Source organism: Actinomadura viridis, assembly GCF_015751755.1.
Classification (GTDB): Bacteria; Actinomycetota; Actinomycetes; order Streptosporangiales; family Streptosporangiaceae; genus Spirillospora; species Spirillospora viridis.
In genome coordinates, this window is sequence record NZ_JADOUA010000001.1 from 1375715 (window position 1) to 1388522 (window position 12808).

The 12808-nt window shown below is 72.0% G+C and carries 12 protein-coding genes; 9 read left to right on the plus strand and 3 right to left on the minus strand.

The window, feature by feature from the left end:
* The first annotated feature begins 64 nt into the window (after positions 1-64).
* From pth to rfbD, 8 genes are all read left to right on the plus strand, one after another.
* Positions 65-640 carry an aminoacyl-tRNA hydrolase gene (gene pth, locus IW256_RS06015; RefSeq protein WP_420535394.1) on the plus strand — a complete coding sequence of 192 codons (576 nt, stop codon included), beginning with the start codon at positions 65-67 and terminating at the stop codon, positions 638-640.
* 380 nt (positions 641-1020) lie between these two features.
* Positions 1021-2502, plus strand: coding sequence for a sugar transferase (locus tag IW256_RS06020; protein ID WP_231403675.1), 1482 nt, complete (start codon positions 1021-1023; stop codon positions 2500-2502).
* Between the two features lie 343 nt (positions 2503-2845).
* Complete coding sequence (locus IW256_RS06025) at positions 2846-3775, plus strand: 3'(2'),5'-bisphosphate nucleotidase CysQ (RefSeq protein ID WP_197010008.1); 930 nt, start codon at positions 2846-2848, stop codon at positions 3773-3775.
* Between the two features lie 138 nt (positions 3776-3913).
* Positions 3914-4828, plus strand: a complete 915-nt coding sequence (cysD, locus tag IW256_RS06030; protein WP_197010009.1) for a sulfate adenylyltransferase subunit CysD — start codon at positions 3914-3916, stop codon at positions 4826-4828.
* Between the two features lie 20 nt (positions 4829-4848).
* Entirely contained in the window at positions 4849-6111 is a 1263-nt protein-coding gene (locus IW256_RS06035; protein ID WP_197016120.1) for a sulfate adenylyltransferase subunit 1, read from the plus strand.
* Positions 6112-6302: 191 nt separating this feature from the next.
* Positions 6303-7370, plus strand: a complete 1068-nt coding sequence (locus IW256_RS06040) for a glucose-1-phosphate thymidylyltransferase (RefSeq protein WP_197010010.1) — start codon at positions 6303-6305, stop codon at positions 7368-7370.
* Positions 7367-8347 (plus strand): dTDP-glucose 4,6-dehydratase, encoded by a 981-nt coding sequence (rfbB, locus tag IW256_RS06045; protein ID WP_197010011.1) that lies wholly within the window; start codon positions 7367-7369, stop codon positions 8345-8347. The genes IW256_RS06040 and rfbB overlap by 4 nt, the downstream gene beginning before the upstream one ends.
* Complete coding sequence (gene rfbD, locus IW256_RS06050; protein ID WP_197010012.1) at positions 8344-9174, plus strand: dTDP-4-dehydrorhamnose reductase; 831 nt, start codon at positions 8344-8346, stop codon at positions 9172-9174. The genes rfbB and rfbD overlap by 4 nt, the downstream gene beginning before the upstream one ends.
* A 15-nt stretch (positions 9175-9189) precedes the next feature.
* Here rfbD and IW256_RS06055 read toward each other — a convergent pair whose 3' ends face one another.
* Positions 9190-9957: an SDR family oxidoreductase gene (locus tag IW256_RS06055; RefSeq protein WP_197010013.1), complete on the minus strand. Its 768-nt coding sequence runs from the start codon at positions 9955-9957 to the stop codon at positions 9190-9192.
* A gap of 79 nt (positions 9958-10036) precedes the next feature.
* On the opposite strand from IW256_RS06055, the gene IW256_RS06060 reads away from it, so the two are divergent.
* Complete coding sequence (locus IW256_RS06060; RefSeq protein ID WP_197010014.1) at positions 10037-10645, plus strand: TetR/AcrR family transcriptional regulator; 609 nt, start codon at positions 10037-10039, stop codon at positions 10643-10645.
* Positions 10646-10710: 65 nt separating this feature from the next.
* Here IW256_RS06060 and rfbC read toward each other — a convergent pair whose 3' ends face one another.
* Positions 10711-11295, minus strand: a complete 585-nt coding sequence (gene rfbC / locus IW256_RS06065) for a dTDP-4-dehydrorhamnose 3,5-epimerase (RefSeq protein ID WP_197010015.1) — start codon at positions 11293-11295, stop codon at positions 10711-10713.
* A 5-nt stretch (positions 11296-11300) separates the two neighbouring features.
* Positions 11301-12617 carry an O-antigen ligase family protein gene (locus tag IW256_RS06070; RefSeq protein ID WP_197010016.1) on the minus strand — a complete coding sequence of 439 codons (1317 nt, stop codon included), beginning with the start codon at positions 12615-12617 and terminating at the stop codon, positions 11301-11303.
* Positions 12618-12808: the final 191 nt, after the last annotated feature.

The window sequence follows — 12808 nt, forward strand, 5'->3', positions numbered from 1 at the left end:
CGTACCGCCGGGGGCCGTCGCCGGTCTCCGGCGCGCCGTTCCCGGCGAGCTTCGAGGAGCCCTGGTGAGCACTGAACCGTGGCTGATCGTGGGCCTGGGCAACCCGGGCCCGTCCTACGCCGGGAACCGGCACAACGCCGGTTTCATGGTGCTGGACGTCCTGGCGGGGCGCGCCGGTGGCCGTTTCAAAGCGCACAAGGCCCGTGCCGATGTGCTGGAGGGGCGCCTGGCCGGCGCCCGCGCCGTCCTGGCCAAGCCGCGCTGTTACATGAACGAGTCCGGTGGCCCGGTGAAGGCCCTGCGCGACTTCTACAAGGCGCCGGTCGAGCGGCTCATCGTCGTCCATGACGAATTGGACATCCCCTATGGCGCCGTACGCCTGAAGCAGGGCGGTGGCGACAACGGGCACAACGGGCTGCGTTCGATCAGCCGTTCGCTGGGTGACAGGAACTACCTGCGGGTGCGGTTCGGGGTGGGCCGCCCGCCCGGCCGGATGGACCCGGCGGCGTTCGTCCTGAAGGATTTCTCGGCCGTGGAGCGCAAGGAGCTCGACCTGAACGCCGAGCGCGCCGCCGACGCCGTCGAGGCCCTCCTGACCGGGGGGCTCGAGGCCGCTCAGAACGTGTACCACGCCGGCTAAGGACGGCCGCGTCGATGGAATGCCCGGGATCGGTCACATGATCGTTGGGTGGCCGCGTCGCCGGCAGGCGTTCCGCGCGGCGTCCGGCACGGTGGTGCTCGGGGATCCGGAGACCGGAACGGGGGAGTGGCGTCGGCCCGGGGGGCGAGCGGGGATTAGGGTCATTCCCTAAACCGTCCTGACCTGGAGCGCCGGTGTTATCCGGCGAACTGGTCGGTAACGGGACCGTAGCGTCGTTTCGGGCAACGGGCCCGGGCGCGCGATCGTAAGATGCATCACATTCGGGCTTCGGACGTCATGTGAACCTCCCCTGCCGCTCGGCCGTCTCCGAGAGGGACCGTGCGTGAGGGGCGCGCATGCGGCAGGGGTGGTGGGATTCGTTGGCCGTCGTTGACAAGATCAGGCTGGATGAGGCCCCGATCCAGAACAAGCGGGAGCGTCGTCCTTACAAGTCCAACTGGACCGGGACGTACCGGCGGGTGGCCGCCGGCCTGGACTTCCTGAGCATGCTCTCGGCGGGCGTGATCGCTTTCGTGCTGCGCTTTCCCGGCATCCCCAGCGACCCGACGGTGCCGTACGTGGCGCTGACGGTGGTGCTGCCCGTCCTGTTCGTGGTCACCCTGATGGTCTGCCGGGCCTACCAGCCGCGCTTCGTCGGCGTCGGCTGGGAGGAGTTCCACCGGGTGCTGCGCGCCGGGTTCGTCCTCACCGCGTTCGTGGCGATCGCCGCGTACGCCACCAAGACCGAGGTGGCGCGCGGCTACGTGGTGATGGCGCTGCCGCTGGGCACCTTCCTGGCCCTGGTGGCCCGCTACCGCCTGCGCAAGTGGCTGCACAACCGCCGCTGGAAGGGCGACTGCATGCGGCGGGTGATCGCGGTGGGGCACCGCACGTCGGTCGCCGACCTGATCCGCCTCCTGCGGGAGAAGCGCTACCACGGCATGGACATCGTCGGGGTGTGCCTGCCGCCCGCGCTGGCGTCCGGCGAGGACGCGGTGAGCGAGGTCGAGGGCGTGCCGGTGCTGGGCGACTTCGGCCAGGCGGCAGGCGTGGTGCAGCGCAGCGGCGCCGACTCGGTGGCGGTGCTGGCGTGCCCGGAGATGGACGGGGTCGCGCTGCGGCGGCTGGCCTGGCAGATCGAGCGGGACGACATCGAGCTGGTGGTGGCGCCCGCGCTGATGGACGTGACCGGCCCGCGGATCTCGATCCGGCCGGTGGCCGGGCTGCCGCTGCTGCACGTGGAGCACCCGGAGCTGGACGGCTCCCGCAAGATCTTCAAGGGCCTGTTCGACCGGGCCGCGGCGCTGGCCGGCCTGGTGGCGCTCAGCCCGCTGCTGCTGCTGGTGGCGTTCCTGATCAAGGTCACCAGCCAGGGCCCGGTGATGTTCCGGCAGACCCGGGTGGGCCGGGACGGCCGCGAGTTCACCGTGCTGAAGTTCCGCACCATGGTGGTGGACGCCGAGGCCCGCAAGAACGAGCTGCAGGGCAGCAACGAGCAGGACGGCGTGCTGTTCAAGATGAAGTCCGATCCCCGGGTCACCGCGGTCGGCCGCCGGCTGCGCCGCTACTCGCTGGACGAGCTGCCCCAGCTGTTCAACGTCCTGCGCGGCGAGATGTCCCTGGTCGGCCCGCGCCCGCCGCTGCCGGACGAGGTCGCCCAGTACGGCGGCGACGTGTACCGGCGCCTGGCGGTCAAGCCCGGCATGACCGGGCTGTGGCAGGTGAGCGGGCGCTCCGACCTGACGTGGGAGGAATCGGTCCGCCTCGACCTGCGTTACGTCGACAACTGGACGCTGGCCCTGGACCTCCAGATCATGTGGAAGACCTGGTCGGCGGTCTTCAAGGGGTCGGGAGCTTACTGACCGAAGCCCGGAACGGAGCGCCAGCGGAGTGCAGGGTGCCGGGCAGTTCCGGGGGTGCGGGGGTCGTCCCCCGTGGGGTGTGCTGACCGAAGCCCGGAACGGAGCGCCAGCGGAGTGCAGGGTGCCGGGCAGTTCCGGGGGTGCGGGGGTCGTCCCCCGTGGGGTGTGCTGACCGAAGCCCGGAACGGAGCGCCAGCGGAGTGCAGGGTGCCGGGCAGTTCCGGGGGTGCGGGGGTCGTCCCCCGAGGGCTGACCGAAGCTCTGCCCCGGCGCCGGGTGGGGTTTCGGTGTGCAGCAGAATGTAGACCGAACAGGTATGTCGAGCCGGGAATGTGGTGCGTCGATGGTGGAGCGTGAGGGGGCCGGGTCCGGCGCCCCCGAGGGGGATCATGCGCTGGCCGGTGAGCTGGCCGGGCGGGCGGGGAGCCTGCTGCTGGACGTACGTGAGGAGCTCGGCTTCTCCGACGTGCGCGCGCTGAAGGACACCGGCGACCTGCGGGCGCACGAGTACCTCATGGACGCGCTGGCCCGGCGCCGCCCCGGCGACGCCGTCCTTTCCGAGGAGGGGCGCGCCTCCGTCGCCGCCAAGAGCGCCACCGCCGTCGCGATGGACGGCCCGCCGACCGGCAACACCGACGAGTCCGTGCGGCTGTCCGCGTCCCGGGTGTGGATCATCGACCCGCTGGACGGCACCCGCGAGTTCGCCGAGGAGGGCCGCCGCGACTGGGCCGTGCACGTCGCGCTGTGGGAGGCCGCGGGGGAGGGACGGCTCGCCGCGGGCGCGGTGGCCCTTCCGGCGCAGGGGCTGACGCTCCGGACCGCGCCGGAGGGGGCCGTGGTGGCCGGTACGGGCGAGGACGGGCGGCCGTCCGAGCGGCCGTTGCGGCTGACGCCCCCGGCGGCCGGCCGGCTGCGGATCGCGGTGAGCCGCAGCCGTCCTCCGGAGTTCCTGCGGGCGCTGGCCGGGCGGCTGGGCGAGGCCGGTACCGAGGTCGAACTGGTGCCGATCGGTTCGGCCGGGGCGAAGATCGCCGCGGTGATGCTGGGGGAGGTGGACGCCTACGTCCACGCCGGCGGCCAGTACGAGTGGGATTCGGCGGCCCCGGTCGCGGTGGCGCTGGCGGCGGGCGCGCACGCGTCCCGGATCGACGGCGCCACGCTGGCCTACAACGAGAAGGACCCCCGGCTCCCGGATATCGTGGTGTGTCATCCGGAGTCGGCATCGACGCTGCTGACCGGCATCCGGGACGTGACCGCGGCCCCGCCGGGCTGATCGACCGGCTCGGGCCGCGCGGAGTGCCCGGCCCCGTCCGGGGCTCCGAACCGTCCGGGGCGACCCATCGGGATCGCCCGCCCTGACATCGCGTACACCGGTGCACTGCCAGAGAATCGTGGAGAGAAGCCCCAGACCATGCAGCGTTGCGATTACCTGCTGTCACAGCTAGACGTCCTCGAAGCCGAGTCGATCCACATCATCCGGGAGGTGGCCGCCGAGTTCGAGCGGCCGGTCCTGCTGTTCTCGGGCGGCAAGGACAGCATCGTGATGCTGCGCCTGGCGCAGAAGGCGTTCCGGCCCGCCCCGATCCCGTTCCCGGTGATGCACGTCGACACCGGGCACAACTTCCCCGAGGTCATCGAGTACCGCGATCGCCGGGTGGCGGAGCTGGGCCTGCGGCTGGTGGTCGCCTCGGTGCAGGACTCGATCGACCAGGGCCGGGTGGTGGAGGAGACCGGGCGGCGGGCCAGCCGCAACCGTCTGCAGACCACCACGCTGCTGGACGCGATCGAGGAGCACCGGTTCGACGCGGCGTTCGGCGGGGCCCGCCGGGACGAGGAGAAGGCCCGCGCCAAGGAGCGGGTGGTGTCGTTCCGGGACGAGTTCGGCCAGTGGGACCCCAAGAACCAGCGGCCCGAGCTGTGGAACCTCTACAACACCCGGATCCGGCAGGGCGAGCACGTGCGGGTGTTCCCGCTGTCCAACTGGACAGAGCTTGACATCTGGGACTACATCCGCCGGGAGGAGCTGGAGCTCCCGCCGATCTACTTCGCGCACACCCGGCGGGTGTTCGAGCGCGACGGGATGCTGCTGGCCGACCTGCCGTACGCCAACCGGGGCGAGGACGAGCCGGCGTTCGAGGCCGTGGTGCGTTACCGCACGGTCGGCGACGCGTCCTGCACCGGGGCGGTCAAGTCCACCGCCGCCACCCTGGACACGGTGATCGAGGAGATCGCGGCCACCCGGATCACCGAGCGCGGCCAGACCCGCGCCGACGACCGTTCCAGCGAGGCCGCCATGGAGGACCGCAAGAAGGAGGGCTACTTCTGATGCCGCAGGAGAGCAAGCAGATGGACATCCTGCGGTTCGCCACCGCCGGGTCGGTCGACGACGGCAAGTCCACGCTGATCGGGCGGCTGCTGTTCGACTCCAAGTCGATCTTCGAGGACCAGCTGGAGTCGGTGGAGCGCACCAGCGCCGACCGCGGCGAGGAGTACACCAACCTCGCGCTGCTGACCGACGGGCTGCGGGCCGAGCGCGAGCAGGGCATCACCATCGACGTCGCCTACCGTTACTTCGCCACGCCGCGGCGCAAGTTCATCATCGCCGACACCCCCGGGCACATCCAGTACACCCGGAACATGGTCACCGGCGCCTCCACCGCCGATCTGGCGATCATCCTGGTGGACGCGCGCAAGGGGATCCTGGAGCAGTCCCGGCGGCACGCGTTCCTGACCACGCTGCTGAAGGTCCCGCACCTGGTCGTGGCGGTCAACAAGATGGACCTGGTGGACTACGACCAGGCCACCTTCGAGCGGATCGTGGACGAGTTCACCGCGTTCGCCGCCAAGCTGGAGGTCGCCGACCTGACCTTCATCCCGATCTCGGCGCTGCACGGCGACAACGTGGTGGACCGGTCGGTGAACATGCCCTGGTACCAGGGCACCTCGCTGCTGCACCACCTGGAGCACCTGCACATCGCCTCCGACCGGAACCTGATCGACGTGCGGTTCCCGGTGCAGTACGTGATCCGCCCGCACAGGTCCACCGACCCGGAGCTGCACGACTACCGCGGCTACGCGGGCCAGGTGGCGGGCGGGGTGCTCAAGCCCGGCGACGAGGTCGTGCACCTGCCGTCCGGGCTGACCACGACGATCACGCACATCGACGGCCCCAACGGGCCGGTCGAGGAGGCGTACCAGCCGATGTCGGTGACGCTGCGGCTGGCCGACGACATCGACATCTCCCGCGGCGACATGATCGCCCGGCCCAACAACCGGCCGGAGGTCGCGCAGGACCTGGACGCGATGGTGTGCTGGACGACCCCCGACCGGCAGCTCACGCCGCGGATGAAGGTGTTCGTCAAGCACACCACCCGGACCGCCAGGGCGATGGTCAAGGACCTCAACTACCGGCTGGACGTCAACACCCTGCACCGCGACGACTCCGCGACCGCGCTGGGGCTGAACGAGATCGGCCGGATCTCGCTGCGGGTGACCCAGCCGCTGTTCGTCGACGACTACGGCCGTAACCGGCTGACCGGCGGGTTCGTCCTGATCGACGAGGCCACCAACAACACCGTCGGGGCCGGCATGATCATTGGCGCTCGGTGACGCTTCGGCCACGCACAGGTGACACACGATTCACGGGACGGTGACAACGCACGGCCGGAGCCGGTCACAGCACCGGTCCCGGCCACTCCCCGGGTGGTCGTACTGTCGATGGAGAAACCCGACGTCAACCGTCCCCCTGGAGCTTCGTTGAACCCGTCCGTCCCCACGGTCCCCACCGCCCGGGGCGCCGCGTGAAGGCGCTCGTGCTGGCGGGCGGGGCCGGGTCCCGGCTGCGGCCGATCACCCACACGTCCGCCAAGCAGCTGGTGCCGGTCGCCAACAAGCCGGTGCTGTTCTACGGCCTGGAGGCGATCCGTGACGCCGGCATCCGCGAGGTCGGCATCGTGGTGGGCGACACCGCGGCCGAGATCCAGCGGGCCGTCGGCGACGGGTCGGCGTTCGGCCTGGAGGTCACCTACCTGCGGCAGGACGCGCCGCGCGGGCTGTCGCACGCCGTGCTGATCGCCCGGGAGTACCTCGGCGACGACGACTTCGTCATGTACCTGGGCGACAACTTCATCGTCGGCGGCATCACCGGGCTGATCGAGCGGTTCCGGCGGGAGCGCCCGCAGGCCCTGATCATGCTCACGAAGGTCTCCGACCCCCGCGAGTTCGGCGTGGCCGAGCTGGACGCCGCCGGCCGGGTGGTGGCGCTGGAGGAGAAGCCGGCGCGTCCCAAGAGCGACATGGCGCTGGTCGGGGTCTACCTGTTCACCCCGGCCGTGCACGACGTGGTGGCCGGGCTCAAGCCGTCCTGGCGGGGCGAGCTGGAGATCACCGACGCCGTCCAGGGGATGATCGACGCCGGTCACCGGGTGGAGTCCACGGTGATCTCCGGCTACTGGAAGGACACCGGCAACGTCACCGACATGCTGGAGGTCAACCGGCTGGTCCTGGAGAGCGTCGAGCACTCGGTGGAGGGCGACGTCGACGAGGCCAGCGAGCTGATCGGCCGGGTGGTGGTCGAGGCGGGCGCGACCGTCGCCGGGTCCCGGATCGTCGGGCCGGTCGTCGTCGGCGCCGGCTCGGTCGTCCGCGACTCCTACGTCGGCCCGTTCACCTCGGTCGACCGCGACTGCTCGGTGATCGACAGCGAGATCGAGTACTCCATCGTGCTGCGCGGCGCGTCCATCGACGGGGTGGGCCGGATCGAGCGCTCGCTGATCGGCCGGGAGGCCGAGGTGACCCCGGCGCCCCGCGTTCCGAAGGCCCACCGTCTCGTGTTGGGAGACCACAGCAAAGTGCAGATCAGCAAGTGAGGGTCCTGGTCACCGGCGGGGCCGGGTTCATCGGCTCGCACTACGTGCGCGCCCTGGTCGGCGGCGCCTACCCGGCCTGGGCCGGCGCCGAGGTCACGGTGCTCGACCGCCTCACCTACGCGGGCAACCTGACCAACCTGGAGCCGGTCGAGGGCGGCTTCGCGTTCGTGCACGGCGACATCTGCAACACCGAGCTGCTGGCGCACCTGGTGCCGGGCCACGACGTCGTGATCAACTTCGCCGCCGAGTCGCACGTCGACCGGTCGATCACCGGCGCCGGGGAGTTCGTCCGCACCAACGTGCAGGGGGTGCAGGCGCTGATGCAGGCGTGCCTGGACGCCGGTACGCCCCGGGTCGTCCAGGTCTCCACCGACGAGGTGTACGGCAGCATCGACACCGGTTCCTGGGACGAGTCGGCGCCGCTGGCGCCCAACTCGCCGTACTCGGCGGCCAAGGCGGGCGGCGACATGATCGCCCGCGCGTACGCCCGTACCCACGGCCTGCCGGTCAGCATCACGCGCTGCGGCAACAACTACGGCCCGTACCAGTACCCCGAGAAGGTCATCCCGCTGTTCGTCACCCACCTGCTCGACGGGCGGGCGGTGCCGCTCTACGGCGACGGCGGCAACGTCCGCGACTGGATCCACGTGGACGACCACTGCCGGGGGATCCAGCTGGTCGCCGAGCGCGGCGGGCCCGGTGAGGTCTACCACATCGCGGGCACCGCCGAGCTGACCAACCTGGAGCTCACCCGGCGGCTCCTGGACGCCCTCGGCGCCGGCTGGGACCGGGTGGAGCGGGTGGCCGACCGCAAGGGCCACGACCGCCGCTACTCGCTGGACGACGCCAAGCTGCGCGCCCTCGGCTACGCCCCGCGGATCTCCTTCGAGGAGGGCCTGGCCGGGACGGTCCGCTGGTACGAGGACAACCGCTCCTGGTGGGAGCCGCTCAAGAAGCGCGCGGAGGACCTGCGGTGACCTGGCTCGTCACCGGTGCCGGGGGGATGCTCGGCACCGATCTCGTCGCGCGCCTGGACGGCGCGGTCGCCCTGACCCGGGCCGAGCTGGACATAGGCGACCCCGAGGCGGTCCGCGCGGCCGTGCGGCGGCACCGCCCGGCGACGGTCGTCAACTGCGCCGCGTGGACGGCGGTGGACGCCGCGGAGAGCGCCGAGGAGGCCGCGCTGGCGGTCAACGGCACGGCGGTGGAGGCCCTGGCCGCGGCCTGCGGCGAGACGGGCGCCACGCTCGTCCAGGTGTCCACCGACTACGTGTTCGACGGCCGCGGCACGGGTCCGTACGCGGAGGACGCCCCGACCGCCCCGCTCAACGCCTACGGGCGCACCAAGCTCGCCGGGGAGCGCGCGGCGGCCGGGGCGGACTCCTACATCGTGCGCACCGCCTGGCTGTACGGGGCGCACGGTCCCAGCTTCGTCCGCACGATGGCGCGCCTGGCCGCCGAGCGCGACACCGTGTCCGTCGTCGACGACCAGGTCGGCCAGCCCACCTGGACGGGGGACCTGGCCGACCGGATCATCGCCCTGGTGCGTTCGGGGGCCCCGTTCGGCGTCTACCACGGCACCAACGCGGGACGGACGAGCTGGTACGGCCTGGCCCGGGAGGTCTTCACCCTGCTCGGCCTGGATCCCGGCCGGGTCCGGCCCGTCACCACCGCCGAGTTCCCCACGCCCGCACCGCGCCCCGCCAACAGCGTCCTCGGGCACGAGCGCTGGGCCGCCGCCGGGCTGGAGCCCATGCGCGACTGGCGGGACGCCCTGCGCGCCGCCTGGCCCTCCCTCCGCTGACGCCTCGCGGCGGCCTCAGCCGGCCGCTGACAGCGCCGCGCCGAGGCACGAGCCGCCGGTCGCGTCGAGGTTCTGGCCGGTGACCCAGCGCGCGTCCGGTGACGCGGCGAACGCCACGACGTCGGCGATGTCGGCGGGTTCCCCGACGCGGCCGAACGTGGAGTAGCCCTCCGCCTCCCGCCGCGCCGCGGGATCGGCCAGCCAGCCGTTCATCTCCGTGTCGACGATGCCGGGGGAGACCGTGTTGACGGTGATCCCGCGGGCGCCCAGCTCGAGGGCGAGGGTGTGGGTCAGCACCTCCAGGGCCCCCTTGGTCATCGAGTACGCCGTGGTCGTCGGGAAGGCGATCCGGGTCACCCCGGACGAGACGTTGATGATCCGCCCGCCGTCCCGGAGGCGTTCCAGGCCGTGCTTGATGATGAAGAACGGTGCCTTGGCGTTGACCGCGAACGCCCGGTCGAAGTCGTCCTCGGTGACCTCGTGGATGCGGCCGTAGAGCCCGGTAGCGGCGTTGTTGACCAGGATGTCCAGGCCGTCCGCCCGTTCGTCGAAGGCCGCCCACAGGGCCCTGGCGTCCCCGGGCACGCCCAGTTCGGTGCCGAGGGCGAAGGCCCGGCCGCCTCCGGCCTCGATCGCGGCCACGGTCTCCCCGGCCGCCGCCGCGTTCGAGCCGTAGTGCACCGCGACCCGCGCGCCGTCCCGTGCCAGCCGCAGCGCGATCGCCCGCCCGATGCCCCGGCTCCCGCCGGTGACCAGGGCCGTCTTGCCGTCCAGCACGCCCATGCTGAAGCCACCTTTCTGTAGTGATCGCTATGAAAAGTGACCGTAGCACATTCTCTAACGAGCGCTATAAAATCGGGGCATGGCGACGAAGCAGCGCGGGCGGCCCCGTTCGTTCGACCGGGAGGCGGCCCTGGAGCAGGCCACCCGGTTGTTCTGGGAGCACGGCTACGACGCGACCTCGGTGTCCGACCTGACCCGGGCCATGGGGATCGGCGCGCCGAGCCTCTACGCCGCGTTCGGGGGCAAGCGTGCGCTGTTCCAGGAGGTGGTGGACGACTACAGGGAGAGGTACGGCGGGTTCATGGCCCGCGCCCTGGAGGAGGAGCCCACCGCGCGGCGGGCGATGGAACGGCTGCTGCGCGAGGCCGCGGCCGAGTACACCCGGCCCGGCCGTCCCCGGGGCTGCATGGTCATCAGCGCGGCCACCAACTGCACCCCCGCCTCCGCCGAGGTGGAGGGGTACCTGCGGCGGCTGCGCAACGCCAACGTCGACCTCATCGAGCACAAGGTCAGGGCGGACGTCGAAGCGGGGATCCTGCCCGAGGACACCGACCCGCGCCTGCTCGCACGGCTCAGCGCGGCCGTTCTCCAGGGACTGTCACAGCAGGCACGGGACGGCGCCACCCGGGAGGAGCTGGAGGCGATCGCCGCGACCGTCGTCCAGGTCTGGCCGCCGGAACGCACCTGACGCGGGGGGCGGGCCGCCCGTGCCCAGGGCCGACTGTGCCCAGGGTCGGCCGTGCCCAGGGTCGCTCAGGGCCGGGCGTAGAAGTCGAGGCACTCCCGGTAACCCGGCAGGAGCCCGGACTCCCTGGCCTCGGCGAGGGACGGGGAGGCCGCGTCCTTGGCGGAGATGACGAACTCCATGTCCGACGGCCAGGCGATGCCCAGCTCGGGGTCCAGCGGATGGACCCCGTGCTCGCGCTGGGGCGTGTAGGGCTCCGAGCAGAGGTAGATGACCATCGTGTCATCGGTCAGGGCCAGGAACGCGTGGCCCAGGCCCTCGGCGATGAAGAGGCAGCGGCGGTTGTCCGGATCAAGCCGGACGGCCTCGTGCCGCCCGAAGGTGGGCGAGCCGACGCGCAGGTCGACGATCACGTCCATGATCGCCCCGCGGACGCAGGTGACGTACTTGGCCTGGCCCGGCGGGACGTCGGCGAAGTGGACCCCGCGCAGCACCCCGCGGGAGGACACCGAGCAGTTGGCCTGGGCCAGCCCGAAGGTGTGGCCCGTCTTCTGCTGGACGTCCTGGTGGAACCACTCGTGGAACGAGCCTCGCTCGTCGCCGTGCACGCGCGGAGTGAAGACGTAGGCGCCTTCGATGGTCAGGGAGTCCACGCGGGTTAGCTTATGGCTTGGCCGGTGTGCTCAGGCCGTACGGCGGCGGCCGGAACCGGATCGCCCCCTTGACGGCGCAGCACCTCCGCCCACGCGACCATGATCAGCAGCCAGATCCCCGAGACGTTGGCGGGCGCCGCCAGCCCCTCGGTGGTCACGCTGTCGACCAGGAAGAAGGCCAGGAGGCCCAGCAGCAGGCCCGCGTCGGTGCGCAGGCGCCGGTGGCGGGCCATCAGGAGCAGCACGAAGGCCAGCGTCAGCAGCAGGACGGCGAAGACGGCCGCGCCGACGGTGCCGTTGTCCACCAGGGCGTTGACGAACGCGTTGTGCCCGCCGCCCAGGCCGATGTCCTCCAGGAAGAGCCCCCGGGACGCGCCCAGCCCGCGTCCGTAGACGGGCGACTCCGCGTAGGCGCGCATGGCCAGCGCCCACAGTTCGGTGCGGGAGTTGAGGGAGGCCAGCTTCTCGGCCGTCTCGCCCCGCGCCACGAAGGCCAGGATCTTGTCGGAGAACGCCAGCACGGCCAGCGCCGCGACTGCGGCGCCCATCACCACCACGTCCACCCGCCCGCGGGGGCCGCGCGAGGTGGCCAGCAGCACCAGCATCCCGGCCGCGCACCCGGCAGCCGCGCCCCGGGTGCCGGTGGCCACCAGCGCGCCCGAGAGCACCCCCAGGGCCCCGAAGTAGACGGCGGGATGCCAGAGCCGGTGCTCGGGCGTCTCGATGCGGATCAGGTAGCTCGCGGTCAGCAGCACCGCCACCGCCAGGTAGACGGCGGCGATCACGGGGTGCACGAAGAGCCAGTTGAACCGGTCCTCGGTGCGCGAGGTGCGGGGGAACGGATGGGCGACCCCGATCGCGATCGACGCCAGCACGATCGCGATGAAGGCGTGCGCCAGCCGGTGCAGATCGCGCGGTTCCGCGCGGGTCGCCAGCACGTACGCCACCGACATGGTGATCAGCAACTGGACGCCGCGCACGACGCCCAGCGCCGGGTACGGCGACCAGAGCGCGGACATCGCCACGTACGCGGCGAAGCCCCAGGCCGCCAGCAGCAGCCCGGTCGTGGGGCGGGACGGGGGCCGCAGCCCGAACCGGTAGTAGAGGTAGAGCGCCGCGAACCCGTAGATCGCGATCTCCACCAGCACGGTCAGGTCGGCGCTGCCGCCCACGGACTGGTCCACCTCGCGGCTGCGCAGCTTGTAGTCGCTGGCCAGCATGAGGGCCAGCGGCAGCACGACGGCCCACCAGCCGGCGGACCGCACGGGCGGGCGGCGGCGTGGGAGGAGGGTCGGGCGCGGGAACTGGCCCCTGGGGGTCATGAAGGGCTCCTGGCGGTGAAATCGAGACCCAGGATAAGGCCGCCCGCCGCACCCCGGGGCAGCACACCCAGGGCCTGTCTGGCCTCAGCCACCGCGCGAGCGCGCTGCCTGCCCGGTGGGGCGATGCCGGAGGCGAGCGCCGGCGGGCAGATCGCGAAGCGATGTCGCGCTCGCCAAGGCCCGGTGAGGCG